Source organism: Lacipirellula parvula, from assembly GCF_009177095.1.
Classification (GTDB): Bacteria; Planctomycetota; Planctomycetia; order Pirellulales; family Lacipirellulaceae; genus Lacipirellula; species Lacipirellula parvula.
In genome coordinates, this window is the sequence record NZ_AP021861.1 from 1312561 (window position 1) to 1330742 (window position 18182).

Annotated in this window: 14 protein-coding genes and 1 pseudogene; 7 read left to right on the plus strand and 8 right to left on the minus strand. The window is 63.7% G+C overall.

Annotation, left to right across the window (positions count from 1 at the left end; all coding sequences use genetic code 11):
* Positions 1-795 precede the first annotated feature (795 nt).
* From PLANPX_RS04880 to PLANPX_RS04895, 4 genes are all read left to right on the plus strand, one after another.
* The gene (locus PLANPX_RS04880; protein ID WP_152097647.1) at positions 796-1734 is read left to right on the plus strand and encodes a hypothetical protein; all 939 of its coding nucleotides are present in this window, start codon (positions 796-798) and stop codon (positions 1732-1734) included.
* A 272-nt stretch (positions 1735-2006) separates the two neighbouring features.
* Entirely contained in the window at positions 2007-2813 is an 807-nt protein-coding gene (locus PLANPX_RS04885; RefSeq protein ID WP_152101789.1) for a glycosyltransferase family 2 protein, read from the plus strand.
* Between the two features lie 8 nt (positions 2814-2821).
* Positions 2822-4462 (plus strand): hypothetical protein, encoded by a 1641-nt coding sequence (locus PLANPX_RS04890; protein ID WP_152097648.1) that lies wholly within the window; start codon positions 2822-2824, stop codon positions 4460-4462.
* 235 nt (positions 4463-4697) lie between these two features.
* Complete coding sequence (locus PLANPX_RS04895; protein WP_152097649.1) at positions 4698-6122, plus strand: GNAT family N-acetyltransferase; 1425 nt, start codon at positions 4698-4700, stop codon at positions 6120-6122.
* Between the two features lie 339 nt (positions 6123-6461).
* Here the strand turns inward: PLANPX_RS04895 and PLANPX_RS04900 are convergent, their stop codons facing one another.
* The 7 genes and pseudogenes from PLANPX_RS04900 to PLANPX_RS04930 all read right to left on the minus strand — a co-directional run bounded on the left by PLANPX_RS04900 (position 6462) and on the right by PLANPX_RS04930 (position 13885).
* Positions 6462-6875, minus strand: coding sequence for a hypothetical protein (locus PLANPX_RS04900; RefSeq protein ID WP_152097650.1), 414 nt, complete (start codon positions 6873-6875; stop codon positions 6462-6464).
* Between the two features lie 3 nt (positions 6876-6878).
* Entirely contained in the window at positions 6879-7517 is a 639-nt protein-coding gene (locus tag PLANPX_RS04905; protein WP_152097651.1) for an RNA polymerase sigma factor, read from the minus strand.
* 90 nt (positions 7518-7607) lie between these two features.
* A complete protein-coding gene (locus PLANPX_RS04910; protein ID WP_152097652.1) occupies positions 7608-8849 on the minus strand; it encodes a hypothetical protein in 1242 nt (413 codons plus the stop codon).
* Entirely contained in the window at positions 8846-11005 is a 2160-nt protein-coding gene (locus PLANPX_RS04915) for a serine/threonine-protein kinase (RefSeq protein WP_152097653.1), read from the minus strand. Before PLANPX_RS04915 ends, PLANPX_RS04910 begins: the two co-directional genes overlap by 4 nt.
* Before the next feature lie 23 nt (positions 11006-11028).
* A pseudogene (locus PLANPX_RS04920) lies at positions 11029-11310 on the minus strand (four helix bundle protein); the annotation flags it as partial.
* 144 nt (positions 11311-11454) lie between these two features.
* Positions 11455-12894, minus strand: a complete 1440-nt coding sequence (locus tag PLANPX_RS04925; protein WP_152097654.1) for an FHA domain-containing protein — start codon at positions 12892-12894, stop codon at positions 11455-11457.
* A gap of 160 nt (positions 12895-13054) precedes the next feature.
* Positions 13055-13885 carry a hypothetical protein gene (locus PLANPX_RS04930; protein ID WP_152097655.1) on the minus strand — a complete coding sequence of 277 codons (831 nt, stop codon included), beginning with the start codon at positions 13883-13885 and terminating at the stop codon, positions 13055-13057.
* A 361-nt stretch (positions 13886-14246) separates the two neighbouring features.
* Between PLANPX_RS04930 and PLANPX_RS27640 the strand changes: the two genes are divergently transcribed.
* From PLANPX_RS27640 to PLANPX_RS04945, 3 genes are all read left to right on the plus strand, one after another.
* A complete protein-coding gene (locus PLANPX_RS27640; protein WP_152097656.1) occupies positions 14247-15158 on the plus strand; it encodes a hypothetical protein in 912 nt (303 codons plus the stop codon).
* A 129-nt stretch (positions 15159-15287) separates the two neighbouring features.
* Positions 15288-15701: a heavy-metal-associated domain-containing protein gene (locus PLANPX_RS04940; protein WP_152097657.1), complete on the plus strand. Its 414-nt coding sequence runs from the start codon at positions 15288-15290 to the stop codon at positions 15699-15701.
* A gap of 147 nt (positions 15702-15848) precedes the next feature.
* Positions 15849-16310, plus strand: a complete 462-nt coding sequence (locus PLANPX_RS04945; RefSeq protein ID WP_198421847.1) for an SRPBCC family protein — start codon at positions 15849-15851, stop codon at positions 16308-16310.
* 207 nt (positions 16311-16517) lie between these two features.
* Here the strand turns inward: PLANPX_RS04945 and PLANPX_RS27155 are convergent, their stop codons facing one another.
* A complete protein-coding gene (locus PLANPX_RS27155; RefSeq protein ID WP_172991875.1) occupies positions 16518-18173 on the minus strand; it encodes a vWA domain-containing protein in 1656 nt (551 codons plus the stop codon).
* Between the last annotated feature and the right edge of the window lie 9 nt (positions 18174-18182).

The following is an 18182-nucleotide window of genomic DNA, read 5'->3' on the forward strand; positions in this document are numbered from 1 at the left end:
CGGTGAGCTCGCCGCTCTAGCGCAGAGGGTTCGCTGAACAGGCAAATGTTGCCGCCGCCAGAACGCGGTTCAGCAGCAGCGGCTGAGGGAGAGGAAGCCGCCGCCAAGGCCCGGAAGCAGCGCAGGTTGAGCACGAGCGCAATCAGCAGTGTCGCTTGGACGCCAATTGCCGACCGCGCCAAAGAAAACGGCGCGCAGCGCGAACGCTCGCCAATAAGAGCCGCCATGTTCTGTTCCGTGGCCCCGCATGCCCCAAAGATGTTGCAGGACCGAGGAGGAGTATAGCGAGCCCCAAATGACGAAGCAAGCGAATTTCAAATCGCCGCCGTCGGCGTCAACCCCCAAATATCTGCCGCGCATCCATTTTCCTTAGCCCCCGGTTCTTCAAACCGGGGCCATCGACGCCGCCCCTTCTCACGGAAGCCGAGCGCGCCCAGCGCCACCAAGACCTCCTCGACTGGGGCGTGCGCCTGATGCAAAACGAACAGCGCCAAAAAGACCGCGACAAGTACGATCGCTTAATGTCGCGTAAAACGAAGAAAGCGACACAAGCGACGCGACAACAAAAGCGACAACAAAACCGCCGCCGCGCCGCATAGCGCCGCCGTGCCGGCAACGCGACTCCCAGGACGCTATACTCACGAAGCCTCCTGGACGATCGAGCGATTCCGCTGACGACAGCGACCCGCGAGGACGTAACCCTGCGGCAAGATGCGTTAGGCGTCCGAACACCGGTCTGCCAACGCCTAATTTCCGTTCATTGCCGACGCCCACGCGCGTCGTTTGGAGCTGCAGGTGACGATCCTAAAATCGTTTTCCTACCAATACGGCCTCAGCGCGACGCGCTTAATGGCCTACGCGATCGCGGCGCTCGTCGGCGCCATTGGCAGCTATGTGATGATCCGGCTCGAACCGGCCCCGGGGCAGTTCTGGCAGCGCGATTGGCGAGCGTACGTCTTCTGGCTCACGTTGCCCGGATTGGCCGTCGTCTCGCTCTACTACTTCACACTGCTGGTGAAACGTTTCGCCTCGCCGACGTTCATCGTCTTGGATGACGCGGCGATCACGATCCCCAAAACGTCGTTGACGTCGCAGACGCGAACGATTGAATTCGCGGAGATCTCCAAGCTCGTCGGCCCGCGCGCCGGCAAGTTCGAGCTGCGCACCGCCGCTGAGCCCGTCTGCATCGAAGCGTTGAAACTCGCCACGACGGAGGCGTTCGTCGGCCTCTGCCAACAGATCGTCGATCGGTGCGGTCTGAAGCGAGATCTCGCCGCAGAAGCGAAACACCCGCCCAAGTACATCGAGATTTCCAAGTCATTCACGATCGGCCGGATGAGCTCGTACTACGGCTCGGTGATTATCTCGCGCCGGGCGATCTTCTTCCTGCAGCTGAAGAACGCGAACTATCGCTACAAGGCGGTGGCTGAGGGGATCGCGCAGGCGATCGAAAAGGTTGGCGGCAAGCAGATCGCGGAAGTGCCGATCACCGAACTCGACGATGCGATTCTCGATCATCACGACTGGCCGCTGTGGGACAACGAGGGAACGGTTCGCGTCCTGCCGCGGTCGGCGGTGACTTCCGTTCGCCTGCCGTGGTGGGGAGCGCTGTCGATTCGCGCCGGCGACCGCCGTTTCTCGTCGTCGGTTCCGTTTTGGAAGTCACTGCGCGTGAAACGCCAACTTCGCGAAGCGGGCTGGCCGCTCGACGGCGAGCAGCGAGAGCCCCCTTAGCCCCCGGTTCTTCAAACCGGGGGTGAAGGCGCCCGGTCCTATAAATCGGGGGCCCGCAAGCGAACCCAACCCCAGTCGCAACCGTCCTTTAAGGCGAGTTGACCCGGTTGCGCCGGCGTCTAAAATGGCCCGGTAGCTTTAGGCAGGGAGTGCCGATGATAGCACCGTGTGAACCAAATCTTCACACGGAGCGTACCAGCGGAAGTTGTTTTGCCGGCGATCCTCCGCACGGCGGATCGCTCACCACACTCCCCACCGTGGTTACCCACCTCATGGAAACCCGCCAAAACTCTCCCGCCTTCCCCGCCGGCCTTCGCTTTCTCACCGCCCTGCCGGTTTACAACGAAGTCAACCACGTCACCGAGGTCCTCGACCAGGTGGCGCGGAACGCCCAAGACGTCCTCGTCGTCGACGACGGTTCGACCGACGGCACCCGCGAACTGCTCGCCACCCGCAACGACGTGATCGTCGTCTCGCATCCGCAGAACCGCGGCTACGGCGCCGCCCTCCACACGGCGTTCGATTATGCGATCGCCCACGGCTACGACGTGATCGTCACCATCGATTGCGACGGCCAGCACGAGCCGCAACTTATCGGCAGCCTCGCCGCCGCGTGTGCGGACGTCGACATGGTTTCCGGCAGCCGCTACCTGAGCCTCGACGGTTCGGTCGGCGCCCCGCCGATCGATCGCCGCCGCATCAACATGCAGGTGACCGACGAACTCAACTGCCGGCTCGGCTTGCAGCTGACCGACGCCTTCTGCGGGTTCAAAGCCTACAAAGTCGAAGCCCTCAAGCGGATGCAGATCACTGAGACGGGCTACGCGATGCCGCTGGAGCTGTGGGTTCAAGCCGCGTTCCAAGGACTGAAGATCACTGAGTTTGCCGTACCGCTCGTCTACCTCGATGAGAAGCGCAGCTTCGGCGGCGCGCTCGACGACTCAGCCAAGCGGCTCGCCTACTACCACTCGGTGATCGACCGCGCCGTGAAGGCGTGCGCCGAGCAGCAACCGTCGAGCCCCCTCGCCCTGCCCCGCTGTAACGAGCAGTTTGAAGGCTGTTCCCAAGGTTGTTCCTGAGAGCTGCCGTGACAAACTACGCTCGCTATCGCGCGCCGGCCGAAAGCGGGCAAAAGCTGATCGCTCCCCCGTGGGGCGATCTTTGCCGCATCGTCGCCGGCAACGTGGCGTGGCGGCGCGAGTCGTCGCTGACAATTCTGGGGCGCCCGCTCGCGGAGTTTGCCGCTGAAGCGCGAGCCGAGGTGCTCGCTCGCGCGGAAGAATATATCTCGACCTATGCTGCTTCTTCCGCCCCCATCAAGGGAGCGGCTCGCTTGGCGGTGCGGGCTGAGGCGAAGCCGTGCGGCGGGTCGCACGTTGCCCCGCTGATCGTCACAGGCCACCAACCCGAGCTCGTCCACCCCGGAGTCTGGGTAAAAAACTTCGCCGCCGCCGCGCTCTGTGCGTCGAAGGGCGCCGTCTCGCTCAATCTGGTGATCGACGGCGACGCCTGCCGCAGCACGGCGATTCGCGTTCCCGCCGGCACGCTCGCCGAGCCGCGCTGGGAGTCGGTCGACTTCGACGGTCCCGCCGCCGGGATGCCGTGGGAGCAGCGGACGATCGTCGACGCCGAGCGTTGGCAGTCGTTCCCCGCCCGCGTCGGCGCCGCGACCGCTGGGATGCTCAGCGAGCGGATGCTCGACGACTGGTGGCCGCTCGCGATGGAACGGGCCGCCGCCACCGGCCGCATCGGCCTGGGCCTCGCGCAAGCTCGCCATCTCGCCGAGATCGAGTGGGGCAGCCACAATCTCGAACTCCCCCAAAGCGGCATGTGCCAGACCGACGCCTTCCGTCGGTTCACGCTGCACCTGTTCAACGAGCTCCCCCGCTTCGTCGATTCGTACAACGCGGCGCTCGACGAGTATCGCCAAGTCCATCGTCTGCGGAACCACGCCCATCCGGTGCCGAACCTCGCGGTCGACGGCCAGTGGCAGCAGGCGCCTTATTGGGTTTGGTCGAACGAGATCCCCACCCGCCGGCCGGTCTTCGTGAAACGCGACGGCGGCGGCTTCGTCGTCACCGATCGGCAGACCTTCGAGCGCCGGCTCCCCTGCGTTTGCGACGACAGCGGCGATCGGGCCGTGGCGGAGCTGGCCGATTGGGAAGCCCAAGGGATCAAGCTTCGCTCGCGGGCGCTGATCACCACGATGTTTGCCCGGCTGGCCGTGGCCGACCTGTTCATCCACGGCATCGGCGGCGCCAAGTACGACGAAGCGACCGACGCGATCTGCGAGCGATTCTTCGCCACGGCGCCTCCCGCGTTTGCTGCGATTTCGGGGACGCTCCACTTGCCGATCGCCCGCACTGCCGACGCCGCCGAGCCGGTTGCAGCGCTCCGCCAGCGGCTCCGCGACCTGCAGTACCATCCGGAGCAGGATGTCGACTTCGCCGCCGCGAACGGCGAGGCTGGCGCCGCCGTCGCCAGCAAGCGGCAGTGGATCGCCACGGCCAAGACCGCCGCCAACGCCGCCGAGCGGCATCACGCCATCGCCACAGCCAACGCCGCGCTGCAGCCCGAGGTGGCCGGCATTCGCGAGCAACTCGAGCAGCGGATCGCCGCCGCCAGCGAGCAAAGCCGTACTAATCGAGTGCTGAATTCCCGCGAGTACGCTTCTTGCCTATTTCCGCGAAAATCCCTGGAACAGTTTTTGCTGGATTTCCCTAGCTGAGTGCTATACGCTCTGTAGTGGAACACCGCTGCGAAGCGATGAGGTTTTGTGGGAGGGGTCTCCGACCCCGAGTTGGCGTGATGCGGCCACGACGTTTTGTGGCTGTATGCGTCATCGGCGTCGGAGACGCCTCCCACAAATAATCGCAACGCGGCGAACAGAGAAACTTCGCCGCGCCCTCTTCTCGCTCGCTGCGCGGCGTTCGAACGGAACTCGAAGCAGGGCTATTGCACGCATGTCTGCGCCAGCCAGCCGCAATCATGGAAAGGCAGATCGCGGCGACGCCGAGTCGTCGCCCGCCAGCGGACCATCGTCGCATCACGGCAACGGCCGGTCGCTGCTGCGCAGTGACCGCACCGCCGTCCGCGAACTGCCGTACGGCGGCCGCATCGTCACCGCCAACGCCGGCGACCATCCTCTCATCGTCCAACTACTAACGCACGCGCGCCAAGCCGCGATCGCCGACGACTTCCAAAGTCGGCTCGACGAGCCCGGCTATCGCCCCAGCAACCGCCTGCTGGTGAACCGCGACAAGGCGCTCCTCGCGCACGTTCACCTCGCCAGCCATATCGCGTGGTTCGACGGTCAGCGGATTCCGGTGGTGAAGCTTGAAGACTTCGCCGTGCTGCCGGAGTACCGCAGCTCGGTCTACGATCGCGACCTCCTCGCTGCGGCCGAGCAGATCGCCGCCGCGGAAGGCGCCGTCGTGGGGCTCGTGCTGGCCGATCGGCCCGACTGGTTCGAACGCCAGGGCTGGAGCAGCCTCCGCGGCCAAGGGCATACCCGTGCCAACGCCCGCGCGGTGCTCGCCCACCTCGACGCCCACGAGGGCGCCCGCAAACGCCGCAAGTCGCCGCTCCATGTCCGCACTTGGCGGCACTTCGAACTCGACGCCGTCCGCTCGGTCTACGAGGCGACCGCCTCGGGGTTGTGGGGGCCGCTGTTCCGTTCGGAAGAAGTGTGGCAGTGGCTGATCGGCCGTAAGGCGCAAGACCAGGTGTTGTTCGCGGTCGATCCGCTCCCCGGCGCGCCGCTCAATGGCGACAGCGGCATCGGCATTACGGGCGAAGCCGCTGGGTACGCCGTCGTCCGCGGCTCGGCCATCGTCGAGATGATGACCTTGAGCAACCATCCCTCGGCCCGCGTTCAGCTGCTGGCTCGAGCGTGCCGCGATGCGATCGACCGCGACCATCATTCGATCTCCCTCTACACGCCGGCCAGCGATCCGCTTCACGAGCTGATGGTCACCGCCGGCGGCGCCTGGATCAGCGACCGCCGCGAGAGCGGCCCGCGGCTGATGATGCGGCTCCTCTCGCCCGAGCGCTGGATCGAACGCTGCTACTCGCTGTGGCGCGAGCGAGCCCAAGAGGCTAACGTCCCCCGCCCGACGGAGATCGGCTTCATCACGCCCGACGCGGCGCACCTGTTCACGCTCACGCGCCGCAGCGCGAGGCTCGAACCAATGGCAACGCGGCCCGTCGATTGGGTTGAGTGCAGCCGAGCGACGTTCGAGTCGCTGCTGGTCGGCAACCTCGCCCTCAGCGAAGCCGTGGAGCGCGGCGAGCTGCGGCTTTCTTCGCCCGAACTTGCCGGCACGCTCGCGGCGGTCTTCGCCCCGCGGCTCTTCTGGCAATCGCCGCTAGAGTTCATGCGGCTGTAACAAACCAACGCCTGTCTGGCTCCCTCTCTTACTGGTGCACAAGACGATGCATCGCCAGTAAGCCCCTGGAGGGGGCGGCATGATGTAGCCAGGGGCGTCAGCCCCTGGTTCGAAGCAGCGCGATAATCCCCAGCCCCGTGAGGGGCGACAGAACTCTCAATTGCCTGCACGAGTTGTATCGCACCTCACGGGGCTAAAAAAAGATTACTCGGCTCCGAGACCAGGGGCTCGCGCCCCTGGCTACATTACTCGGCCCCTCCAGGGCCAATGCAGTCAGCGATTCACGCTGCTAAACGACGCCCGATTCGAAGGAGGGGCGTTCAGTGGACTAGAAAGTCATTATTTGGGAACACGGTCGGAGAGATACCCAGCGCTCGACTGAAAGTACCGCGTCCGCCGTTTGACGACGACTTCTTCCTCCGCCGAAGAATGCTGGTCGCGGAGGTCTTCCAGGCTCGCTTGGCAGGTGCGGCAGGCGATGACTTCGAGGTGGAAGCGGACGTAATCGTCGTGCCCGAGGTCGAGGACGCCGAGCAGGTGGCTGCCGAGTTGCTCGCGCGAGGGGCAGCTCATCCGTCGGCGCCGCCAGATGGCGCCGAGCGAGTGGACCCCTGCGTCGCGGCGGCCGAGGACGACCGTCAGCTGCTGCTTGAGGGCTTCGTCGTCGCGGAGCGCGATCTCCAGCTCGGCCATCCGCTCAGGCGGAAGGGCTTCGTCGAGAAAGGCGTCGAGATCGGAGTCGTTGTAGGGCATGCGTTACTCGTGCAACTCGGGGAACACGTCTTCGTTCAGTCGCTGCTGTTTAACGAACTTCCGCAACCGTTCGAGGAAGTCGAACTTGAAGTTCGCCACCTGTTGCTCGGTGAGGCCCGTCAGCTCGGCGGTTGCTTTGTTCGAGGCGCCGACGACAAACAGCAACTCCATGCACTTCACTTTGTCCCAATCGCCGGCGGCGCGCCAGCTTTCAAGCTGCCGTTCGATCGCTTCGGCGAGGGCGTCGTCTTCCAGTTGGCGCCGTTCGCCGCTGCGGGCGATGCTGCTCGCGGGGCGGGCGTTGCCGCGCGGTTCCCAGTTGCCGCCGCTGCCGTCGGCCGAGGAGAGCGGGATCGCGGGACGGCGACCTTCGCGGCGGAGGTGGTCGGTCAGCTTGTGGCTGGCGATCGTGAACAGCCAGCTTTCCAGCGGGCGGCGCGGGTCGTAGTTCGGCAGGCTCGTGAGGAAGCCGATGAACGTTTCCTGCACGACATCCTCACTGGCCGCGCGGCGACGCAGGCGACTGTCGACGAACGACAGGAGCCGCCCTTCGTACTGAGCAATGAGGTCGCTCCAAGCTTCAGGCTTGCCGCGGCGGATGGCCTCGACCAGGAGCGCGTCGGGGTGGGCGGAGGTGGGCATCGTAGGTTGGGCTGTTAGCCCGACCGGAGTGTCAAACGACGTTGCGTGTAGGAAAGTCAGCCGGCAGGGCTGTCAGGCTGAAAGCCTAACCTACGACACGAACAGCAACGCCAGGACCGTGATTATGGCTGCCGGGACGCCGAGAAACAATCGCTTCGTATAGTAGCCGCGAGTCCAGGTATCGACTTTCAGCAGGCCGAACAGGGTGGCGACGCTCGCCAACAGGCCGCCGCCGATCAGCGAGACGCTTTGCAGTCCTTCCCGTCGGGAGTAACTGCGGGCCCGGTCGACCAGCATTGCGTCTTGGGTTTCGTTGAATTCGAGCAGGGCGTAGACCTGTTTCATCTCGCCGACCGAGCTGTCGAGCGTATCGACGAACTCGTCGGTGCACAACTCGCGGCGGATGTAATCGCCGCCGAGGCCCATCTCATCGAGCGTCGCGTTGCTTGTGCGGCGTGCGATCGAACTCTGCGAGAAGTTGGTCATGCGGTTCAGAACCACGTCGTGCATCTTGCGGTCGAGGTCGCTTTGGCATTCATCCACCGTGGAGAACGGGCCGGAGGTGACGATGACCTTGCGAACGTTGCCGACTTGCTTCGGCGGATTGATAACCCAGTCCGGTTTGGGGAGCGACTTCGCTTGTTCAACGAAGCGTTCTTCAGCAAATGGATTGGGGTGTTTAACCGGGGGCTGCGGCGCATTCTGCGGCAGCGCGGCAAACGGGTCTTCTTGAATTTTCTGGGTTACTTTGACCGGCTCCGCTGGCGCAGCGGGAGCAGCCGGCGGAGGCGGAACGGCGCGGCCGTCGAGGATCGACTTCGCCGCGTTGACGAGCCAGCCTTGCGTGAATGGATCGGCGCCAGGGACCGAGGCGGAAAGAATCACCTTGGCCGCTTGTGTCAGCTCTTGCGGCGAGCTGGGGCCGATCGCCTCGTTCACGACGCTAACAGATTCTTCCACGACGGTTTCTTCGAGATTGATTCGCGGAGCGGTGAGTTGCTTCCACATCTCTTCGATCGAGTCGGTCGTTTTCGCTGCCTGCGGCGGTTCTGTTGGTTCGACTTCCCTGGTGATTGTCGTTTGCATCATGCTGGCTTGCGGCAGCTGCGTGACGACCTCAATCGGCTGCGGTACGTGGACGACGCGAGCGGTGAAGATGCCGAAGAACAGCAGGCCGAACATCACCAGTCCGAACAGGAAGAACCAACCAGCGACGCTGGAATGCTGGCGCGGCCGCGACCTGCGGCTGAGCTTGCCGATAACGAACGCCGCTACGAGGACGATGACGATGATTTCAATCGGTCCAAATGCGAAAGCGAACAATGGCTTCATGCCGACACCGCCTTCTGCGCCAGCTCCCGGCGCTGGCTTGGCGACAGCCAAGGACTCGACAGCTGCACCGTGAACGCGATCGCCGCGGCGAGCAGTAGCCCGGTAGGCTGCGGGAACCACCAGAAGAACGTCAGCGCCCAGCCGATGAAGCCGGCGAACGCCGTCGACCAGAGGCTCACGCGGCTCGGGCGCGTCCATTCGGCCAGCCGCCACCAACGAATCGCGACGAACAGGAAGGCGAAGAACGCCACGTACATCGTCAGTGGGCCGACGACCGTCCCGGTTTGATAGGCGGCCTGCAACCCTTCAATCCGCCAGTTGAACACCTGGGCAAAGAGCGTGTCGTTGGGGCGAGGCGAGAAATCGGTCGACGATGGCAGACCGACGTACGCAGCGTCGGAGACCAGCCACGCCGCCACGCCGACGACGGCGCCGATCAGCAGATTGCCGAACCGCAGCGGAGCGTGATCCTCCATCCGACCTTCAAGAATCTGGCTCGGAACAAGCAGTGCCCAAGCGGAGAGCGACGTGACGATCGACATCCACAGGAACAGTTCGAAGTTGAGCGTCGGGCCCATCAGCAGGCAGGCGAGGAGCGCCGTGACCGGGCCGACGATGCCGGCGGTGAGCATCGAGCCGACGATCGAGCTGAAGCGATCGCGCACGCTGCGGGCCTGGAGCTCTTGGTAGGCGGCGGTCCGCCAGCCCGATTTGCTTCCTCGGCGCCAAGGGGCCTTGGTGGCCGTGGCTTCTTTTGCGACGTGGCCCCAGGGCGAGTGCGTACCATTCGGTTGCAACTGGGCCACTGGCGTGGGGCTCGCAGCTGCGACTGGTTGCGGGGCGTGGACCTGCTGTTCGTCGCGCGGCGGCGTCGCTGCGTCGGCAACTGGCGTTAGTTTCACGTTCGGATCGGCCGTCGTCGCTTGGACGATGCCCCTGACGGCGAGGTAGGCGACGTACGGCACCACCAGGCTTAGGAAGGTGATTCCCAGCACATGACCGACCTGAATGAAGCCCATAAAGCAGGCGACGATGAACGCCATTCGCCCGATGAGCGGCCAGCTGTCGTAGTTCAGATCTTTTCGGGTCGAGATCCAGAGCGTGGCGATGCGATCCCAGATCGGCTCGGGGTAGCGATGGAAGAAAGCGATGAGGCCTTCGTCTTGCGCGGGCTTCCCTTGGACGCCATTTACGCGAGCCGCTTCCATAGGGGCGACGCGCGGCGCTGCTTCATGGCGACCGTTGGGCGACTGCATCGCCGGAGCAGCGGCGTACGACGCGACCGGTTGCGCACCGCGATCGACGCCGCGGAGCAAGTGCATCATTTCGGCGGCGCTGTTGATCCGCTGTTCCGGATCTTTCGCCATCGCGCCGCGGACAACCGTGCGGAACGGCTCGTCGAGCAGTTCGAGCTTCGGCTCGGCGGTGAGGTGCTTCATCAGCACTTCGCCGACGCTTTCGCCTTCGAACGGGACGCGGCCGGTGATCATCTCGTACAAGATGATGCCCAGGGCGTAGGCGTCGATCTCGCGGCCGTAGCGGCCGTTGGCAATTTCGGGCGCCATGTAGTGGACGGTGCCGACGCTCTCGGTCTGGCCGCTGCGGCGGCTGCAGGAGATGAACTTCGAGAGGCCGTAGTCGCCGATCTTGATGATGCCGTCGTCGACGAAGATGTTGGCCGGCTTCAGGTCGCGGTGGACGATGCCGTGGTCGTGCAGGTAGGCGACGGCGGCGCAGATGCCGTCGAACCAGTGCATCGCCTCGGCGACGGGCATGCCGCTGGGGTAGCGGTCGATGGCGTCTTCGAGCGATTCGCCCGAGACGTATTCCATCACCACCCAGCGATCTTCGTGCTCGTCGGAGCGGATGTCGTAGAGCGCGACAAGGTTGGGGTGCTTGAGGTTCAAGCAGTGCGTGACGCCGCGGAGCTCGACTTCAAGGTTGCGGCGAATGAGCTTCAGCGCGACCTCTTTGCCGGCGTCGCTCACGGCGAAGTAAACCTCGCCGAAGCCGCCGCGGCCGACGCCGCGCTTGATCGTGTAGCCTTCCAAGGGCCGCGAGCCGCTAGGGTAGGTGAACCGCATTGGCGGCTTCACCTGCACATCGGCGTCGTCGGATTGGAGGGGGGATGGATTCATTTCCAAGAGTGCGGTCATGGCGTTTTAGGAGCGGTCAGCTTTCAGCAAGACGAGCTCAGTTTGGCGATGAAGGAGGCGAGCATCCGTTTCACTTCTTGGGTCTGTTCCGCGAGTTGTTGATGGGATCCCGCTGCTAAGAAGCCGAGGTCGCAAGCTAGCAGCAAGTGGTATTCGGTTTCCGATGCAGAGCCCATCGCTATCTGCATGAAACGCTTCAGTTCAGCTTCGCTTCCCCGCCCGCAGCCTTCTGCAAGGTTGGCGGGGATCGAGGCGGTAGACCTTCTCAATTGGCTAGTTAATCCAAAGCGTTCGCGGTCAGGAAACTTCTCCGTGGCTCGTTAGACGTCGAGCGTCAGCCGGTGAGCTTTCTGCCAAACCTGTAAATCCCGAAAGTCTTTCATGCTTTGGCTGACCGCTCCCCCTTAGTTCGCTCCATTGTAGCTACTCTTGCCTGGAACCGACGACTTTCACAGTTCCTCCAGGCTAAGGGCGAATTCTTCGCCTTCAATGCGGCAATTGCCGCTGACGGCGGCCTGGCCCGTGCAGGTTTGGCCTTCGATTTCGATCGCCTGCTGGGTACGGCACATCAGTTCGTCGTTGCGACGGAACAGGACCAAATCGCCTGTCCAGTCGCGACAACGAATGTGGCTGTGCGATTGCGGGCCGAGGATGCAGCTCTCGCTCATCAGGACGATGCCGTCGACCGCCGGTTCGGTGCGATGTCGCGAGACGAGCTCGAGCACCGCCGTCGCGCTCAGGGCGTGCGGCTTGCGAAAGCGGAACTCGACGCCGCTACCGAGCGTGATCGTCGACTTGTCGCGGAGCACCGTCGGCTCGGTGATAACGCGGCCGTCAACGGCCGTCTTATGAAGCGGCGTCAGAACGTAGGCTTCGCGTTCGCGGCGGATGATCGCGTGGCGCCGCGAGAGATCGGCGAGGATCGGCACGTCGACGCCACCTTCGGCGGCAGGTTGGCCCAGCACGATCTCGTCGCTCATGCAAACGAGGAACGCGCCGACTTCGTCGATCCAGACGACGATGCGTTTGCCGGGAGTTCGCTCGTTGATCACCGTATCCACCTTGCCGCTCCGCGCGAGTTGGCGCGTACTGCCTGCGGGAGCATTGGCTTGCACGCCGCGCTGCCAGGGCCATTTCGCAGCTTGCCCGTTCGGCTTGTAGGGGAGTGTTACTTCCATGCCGACCACCTGCCATGCCCGGTGGCGAGCCTGACGCGCCGCCGAATGCTGCGGAGCCAATTCTAGCAAGGATTCGGCCGTCTTGAGGACTTCTGTCCAATTGGCCGCGCCCAGGGCGACGTGCAGTTCAGCGTCGAGGCGATGGATCGCGGCCGCCGCTTCTTGCAGCTTGGCAGAGCGACTGGCGAAGCTTTGGCGAACGTTGGCCGGAGCATCACTCGGCAGCAGACGCTGGGCGTGTTCGAGAGATTCGAGGGCCGAGGCAGCGTCGCCGCGGCGGGCCCGCAGATCGGAGTGTTCGAGATGTTGTGCAATCATTTGCCACGTGCGGCGTTCAGTGCCGCCCAAACGCCGATGTTCCATGCGTTCTAGGGCCTGACGGGCGGCTGCCGCGTCACCCTGGGCCAAAAGATTTTGGGCCTTTTCGAGCCGGCGGCGAGTTTCGCCCTGCCGGACGTCGCTCACGGCCGTTTCGCCCGCTCCTAGCCGAGCGGCGCGGTCGAGGTCTTTCCAGCCAGCCTGGCTGTTGCCGTTTTCAATCCGTTGGCGAGCCCGGACGACGAACTGGCCCGCTAGCTCTTGCGACAGCCGCTTCGCCGGCAGGAACTCCCGTAGCTTTTCGCTCGTGAGCATTTCGGCGGCTTCGTCCCACCGACCATCCGCCATGGCCAGGCGAGCTTCGCGTAGTTGAAATCGCCAGGCCGGGAACATGAGTGAGAAGTCCTTGAACTCATGCGGGGATGAAGGGTGAGACCGTAACCTGCTGGAGGCCCTGAGTGGTCAGCTGTCAGCGATCAGCTTTCAGCCAGAGAAGATTGGGCAGTACTTCTTCCGGCTGATTGCTGAATGCTGACCGCTGATCGCTTTCCTGCTACTCAGCAAAGCTGGCCGTGGCGATCTTCGCTTCGCTGCGAACTTCGAGTTCGTCGCGATCCGAATCGAGCCCGAAGTATTCGGCGACTTGCGTCGTCACGTCTTCGGCGTCGGTTTCGTCGAGCGGAATTTCCTTCTGGAATTCCGTGTCGGCGTTGGCAAGCTTCGCGGCGACGTCGAGCTTCGTGCGGATGTCGACCATCAGCTGCTTGGCGCGGGCGAGCTTGCTATCGTCGAACTGGAAATCGCTCGAAGCTTCGGCGACTTCGACAAGCTTCAGCTTCGCTTCGAGGTTTTCAACGTCGACTTGCAGTTGCCGTTGGGCGCCGACCATGGCGGTCAGCTTCTCGCGAGCGGCGTCGAGGTTGCGTTGCCGGGCGTCGCGCATCTGCTGCAGGCTTTCGAGCGTGCCATCAACGGTCTTGTAGCGGTTGAAGCGGCGGGCGAGATCTTCCTTCACTTCGCCTTCGCTGTACGAGTGGCCGGCGTAGCGGAAGACGTTCTTGCCGCTGCTGAGGTCGCTCTGCAGCCGCATGATTTCCGACTTATCTTTCTCGGCCTTGGCGACGGCCGTTTCGAGCCGCTTGTCGAGTTCAGCGACTTCGACTTCTTCCTTGGCGATCACATGCATCGAGTGGCGGATTTCCGGCTCGAGGTCGCGCACCATGTTGCGGGCGCGGTCGATTTGGAACGTCATGGGGACGGTTCCTTCGACCGAGTCCGAAACCTGGCGGTAACCGGTGGTGAGGTAGCTTCCGAGGTTCGTCGCGGTGAGGGCGCCCCCCAGGACTCCGACGCCGAGCGTCCCGATGACGAGCTTTTTGATCATGGCAATTGGCCTCCGAAAATGGCCCGAAGCGTTGGCACGGGCAAAGGTGGGTGGATAGCTTTCCGCTGTGGGAGGCGTCTCCGACGCCGAATTTGTTCACAACCGCAAACGGCGGTGATTTTTGGAATCGCTTCGGGGTCGGAGACCCCTCCCACATTGCTGGGACAAAGTCCTGCTATTGAGGTTTTCGCGGGCGGGGGAGCGATCTTGGCGGATTGGCCCAAAAATCCGACAATGGGCGTTCGAACCCCGCCCCTACGCCCTGCGTAGCGGAAGCCACGGCCTCGCCAGCGAATGTGGCCAGGCCTGCCGTCGAATGCGGGTAGTTCGCCCGCAGCCCACCTATCTTGCCGAGAATTTCATGATCCGCCGCTTTTTCGTCCTGCTTGCCCTCCCTGGCCTGACGCTGCTGGGAATGAGCGGCTGCAGCAAGCAACCGGCCCTCGACCCCGCCGTTGTTGCCAAACACCGCACCGCCCTGCTGTTGGAAGAGGAGCCGGATGGCGCCCAGACGGTGTTGGAGGTGCGCGAGGCGATGTTTGGCGCCCCGGCCGACACCGGCGTGCCGCACGACCACGATGGCGACGGCGTGGCGGACCATGCTCCCGAAGATCACCCCGCCGATGACCATGATCACGACGGCGACGGCAAAGCCGACCACGCTGCCGAAGATCATGATCACGAGCATGCCGAGGGCGAGGCCGCTCACGATCATGACGCTGACGGCCATGCCGATCACGCCGCTGAAGATCACGACCATGCCGATCACGATCACGACGGCGATGGGAAAGCCGACCATGCGGCCGAGGAGCATGATCACGCCGACCACGACCATGGCGATCACGATCACGCGGCCCACGACCACGCCCACGATGCGAAGAAGCCGCTTGTCGAAGAACTCGACGTCGTGCTCGTCGGTTCGGTTGGCGGCGTGCCGAATCCGTCGGATCAATCGATGCCCGACTTCCCGTTCGCGAAGAACCAGGCGATCTTCTTCCTGGTCGACCCGGAAGTGGCCGCCGAGGCCGAAGAGCATGCCCACACCCACGCCCCGGGCGAAGAGTGTGCGTTCTGCGCCGCCCACGCGGGCGACTCGGCTCACGCGATCGCAGTGGTGCAGTTCCCCGGCGAGAACGGTAAGCCGCTGGCAGTCGACGCTCGCGACCTGTTCGAGCTGAAGGAAAAAGAAATGGTCGTCGTGAAGGGGAAGGCGAAAGCGACCCCCAACGGGATGATCACAGTCGACGCCACGGGCGTGTATGTTCGCCGCTAAGTCGGCGAAGCGGTCAGCTTTCAGCGGTCAGCAATCAGCCGAAAGGACGGATGGCTTTCATGCTCTGGCTGATTGCTGAACGCTGCCAGCTGATCGCTACCCCCACTTTCAGACAAGGATGCTCTCACTATGCGTCGTTTTATCATTGCCGCTTCGTTGGCGTTCGCGTCGGTATCGACTGGAATGGTTGCCAGCCACACCGCTGAGGCTCCCGCCGCGGCGGCCCCTGAAATCAAACTCGCCCCTAACGAAACGGCGATTTACGTCGGCGACATGCACTGCGCCACTTGTGCGAAGAAGATCTCCGGCAAGCTCTTCCGCGTGAAGGGGGTCATGAAGGTTCGCACGAACGTCAAGCAGCACGTGGCGATCGTGACGCCGCAGTCGAAGAAGCAGGTCGATGTGCAGGCCGCTTGGAAGGCCGTGCAAGCCGCGGGCTTCGAACCGACGAAGCTGATCGGCCCGGAAGGGACGTTTACTGCCGACGAGAAGTCGAAGGAGCCGGCAAAGGTCGCCGACGCCGCGACGGCGAAACAGTCGTAGGCTTGAGTCGGTTGCTTGGTTGAACAGCGTAGAGGCTTTCTCGGCACTTCGGACTGGTCGCTTAAGCGACCAGTCCAATGCGGCCTCCATGCCGTCACCTGTGGAACTTCAGCACGCGGCCCCCGGTGCTCAGCGCCTATGGACGAAATGACGATCGAGCGTGCCCCGGGCGGCTACCGACTGCAAGCCGAGTGCATCGTTCCGCGGCCGCTTGCGGAAGTCTTTGACTTCTTCTCAGCTGCGGCAAACTTGGAGCGGATCACGCCGCCGCTCGTGCAGTTCCACGTCGTCACGCCGCAGCCGATCGTGATGCGCCAGGGGCTGCTGATCGACTACAAACTGCGGATCCACGGGCTGCCGATCAAGTGGCAGTCGGAGATCACCGCGTGGGAGCCGCAGCGGCGGTTCGTCGATGAACAACGCCGCGGGCCGTACAAGTTCTGGCGGCACGAGCACCTGTTCGAACCGTGCGACGGCGGCACGCGGGTGATCGACGAAGTCCACTACGGCGTGCCAGGCGGGCGGCTCATCCACTGGCTCGCCGTTGGGCGCGACGTGCGGCGGATTTTTGCGTATCGGCAGGCGAAGCTGAAAGAGCTCTTTGCGTGAATCTCTCGCGGCTCTCGTTCCCACGCTCCGCGTGGGAACGCACATTTGAATTCTTGTGGCTCCCTCCCCCTTGAGGGGAGGGCGGGGGGAGGGGGTAGAACCCTGGTACCCGCTGCCATCACCCCTCCCTAACCCTCCCCCTCAAGGGGAGGGGACCTCATGGTTTATTTATCTCTGGGACCGAGCTGCAACAGTGGGGACGTCGATTTACTCGCCGGCTAGCTGCTTCGCCCGCTCGACCATGTCGACGAACTCTTGCCGATACTCGTGCGGATCGTTCCCTTGGCTCGCGGCGGCGATCTCAGCGACCGCGGCGTAGGTGGCGTTGCCTTTGAATTCCGAGTTCCGCAGCAGCATCGCGAAGCTGGCGACGGCTGAGGCGAACTTGAAGTCTTCGCTCGCGGCGGCGAACGTTTGGCCGTTGTCGACGATGGGGAATTCAAGCTTCGTGCTCTGGTCGCCGTCGGGGGCCTTGTAGCGAATCTTGAGCGTGAGGAGTTCGTCGCTTGCCGGTTCGTCGGCTGCGGCGTCTTCACCGCTCGCGCCGCCCTCCGCTGCCGGCTTGGTTTCCTCCGACACCTTCGGAGCGTACTTCAAATCATCGACGGCCGTCGCCGCGACTGGTTGCCCGACGGGAACGATCTCATAAAGAGCGGTGACGGTGTGCCCGGCGCCGATCTCGCCGGCGTCCTTCTTGTCATCATTAAAATCTTCCGCAGCCAGCACGCGGTTCTCGTAGCCGATGAGCCGGTAACCGGCGACCTTCGCGGGGTTGAACTCAACCTGAATCTTCACGTCCTTGGCGATCGTTACCAGCGTGCCGGTCATCTCCTCAACGAGCACCTTGCGGGCTTCGCGATCGGTGTCGATGTAGTGGTAGTTGCCGTTGCCCTTGTCGGCGACCTGTTCCATCATCGCGTCGTTGAGGTTGCCGCGGCCGAAGCCGAGCACGGTGAGGAAGACGCCCGTTTCCTTGGCGTTCGTCTCAGCCATCCGTTCCAAGTCTGCAGGGCTGGTGACGCCAACATTAAAATCGCCGTCGGTGCAGAGGATCACGCGATTGACGGCGCCCTTGATGAAGTTCTGTTGAGCGACCTGGTAAGCAAGCTGAATGCCCGCACCGCCAGCGGTCGAACCGCCCGCTTGCAGCTGATCGAGTGCGGCGAGGATCTTCGATTGATCCGTGCCGGGCGTGCTGTCGAGCGCGAGTCCTTCGCTGGAAGCGTAGACCACGATCGCCACGCGGTCGTTCTCGCCGAGCTGACGGGTGAGCTGCTTCATTCCCGCCACGAGCAACGGCAGCTTGTTCGGTTCGTTCATCGAGCCCGAGACGTCGATCAGGAAGACGAGGTTCGAGAGCGGCCGGCCGGTCCGTTCGATCTCGCGGCCTTTGATGCCGACGCGAACGAGGCGATGCTCCGGCGCCCAGGGGCAGCCGGCGACCTCGACGTTGGCGGCGAACGGAACGTCGCCAGTCGGCGGCGTGTAGTCGTAGTCGAAGTAGTTCACGAGCTCCTCGATCCGCACCGCGTCGGGCGGCGGCAGCCTGTGCGACTGCATGAGGAACTGCCGGACGTTGGCGTAGCTGGCGGTGTCGATGTCGATCGAGAAGGTGCTGAGGCGGTTGTCGGTGTTGGCGGCGGAGACGGGGAGGAACGGATTTTCGGTGATGCGGGCGTATTGGTCGCGGCCCATTTCCATTCCTAGGACCATGCCACGTTTGTTTTCAATGTGCTGTATCTGATTGTTGATGACTCGGACTGTCGTCTTGAGCCGGCGGATTTCCGACGAGTTGGGGTCGCGTGATGCGGAAAGCTTGCTTTGAAGATCAGCGTCAAGTTGGGCGAGCTTTTCTTGCAGCATGGCGAGCCG

Bases quoted from the DNA above. Each gene is read 5' to 3' on its own strand.
- PLANPX_RS04885 (WP_152101789.1), top strand. From the start codon at position 2,007: ATGGAAACCCGCCAAAACTCTCCCGCCTTCCCCGCCGGCCTTCGCTTT.
- PLANPX_RS04895 (WP_152097649.1), top strand. From the start codon at position 4,698: ATGTCTGCGCCAGCCAGCCGCAATCATGGAAAGGCAGATCGCGGCGAC.
- PLANPX_RS04900 (WP_152097650.1), bottom strand. From the start codon at position 6,875: ATGCCCTACAACGACTCCGATCTCGACGCCTTTCTCGACGAAGCCCTT.
- PLANPX_RS04905 (WP_152097651.1), bottom strand. From the start codon at position 7,517: ATGCCCACCTCCGCCCACCCCGACGCGCTCCTGGTCGAGGCCATCCGC.
- PLANPX_RS04910 (WP_152097652.1), bottom strand. From the start codon at position 8,849: ATGAAGCCATTGTTCGCTTTCGCATTTGGACCGATTGAAATCATCGTC.
- PLANPX_RS04915 (WP_152097653.1), bottom strand. From the start codon at position 11,005: ATGACCGCACTCTTGGAAATGAATCCATCCCCCCTCCAATCCGACGAC.
- PLANPX_RS04925 (WP_152097654.1), bottom strand. From the start codon at position 12,894: ATGTTCCCGGCCTGGCGATTTCAACTACGCGAAGCTCGCCTGGCCATG.
- PLANPX_RS04930 (WP_152097655.1), bottom strand. From the start codon at position 13,885: ATGATCAAAAAGCTCGTCATCGGGACGCTCGGCGTCGGAGTCCTGGGG.
- PLANPX_RS27640 (WP_152097656.1), top strand. From the start codon at position 14,247: ATGATCCGCCGCTTTTTCGTCCTGCTTGCCCTCCCTGGCCTGACGCTG.
- PLANPX_RS04940 (WP_152097657.1), top strand. From the start codon at position 15,288: ATGCGTCGTTTTATCATTGCCGCTTCGTTGGCGTTCGCGTCGGTATCG.
- PLANPX_RS04945 (WP_198421847.1), top strand. From the start codon at position 15,849: ATGACGATCGAGCGTGCCCCGGGCGGCTACCGACTGCAAGCCGAGTGC.
- PLANPX_RS27155 (WP_172991875.1), bottom strand. From the start codon at position 18,173: ATGCTGCAAGAAAAGCTCGCCCAACTTGACGCTGATCTTCAAAGCAAG.